Consider the following 357-nt stretch of genomic DNA (forward strand, 5'->3'; position numbering starts at 1 on the left):
CCACGGCCAAAAGGTGCAGACCGCCGGTTCCAACATGGCGTCCACCGACAGCGCCGTCGGCTCCAGCTGGGCCTGAAGCCCGCACGCGACTAAAACCGGGGCATGCCGCGGCGTGCCCCGGTTTCGCGTGTGCGACGACTACCCGGTGCCGGTTGCCGAACAGGCACCCAGGATCATCGTCGACAGGAAATTGGAGGCATTGGCCAGGTGGTTGTCGGCCGGAGCGTAGGTGGGCAGTGCGACGACGAACGCGCGGCGATACTCCGCAGCCAAATTGGCAAGGTCCTGCCAGGTCGCGTTACCGCTTTGCCGGCCAAGCTGTTCCATCTTGCTGGCGTAGGCGTTCATCACCGGGGC

The 357-nt window shown here is 65.8% G+C and carries 2 pseudogenes; one reads left to right on the forward strand and one right to left on the reverse strand.

Features of this window, described 5'->3' with window-relative positions:
* A pseudogene (locus F6Q13_RS17980) lies at positions 1 to 76 on the forward strand (type VII secretion protein EsxI); the annotation flags it as partial.
* Between the two features lie 62 nt (positions 77 to 138).
* Here the strand turns inward: F6Q13_RS17980 and F6Q13_RS17985 are convergent.
* Positions 139 to 357 (reverse strand): annotated as a pseudogene (locus F6Q13_RS17985) (hypothetical protein); the annotation flags it as partial.

Origin of the sequence: Mycobacterium sp. (assembly GCF_008709575.1) — a bacterium.
Taxonomy (GTDB): Bacteria; Actinomycetota; Actinomycetes; order Mycobacteriales; family Mycobacteriaceae; genus Mycobacterium.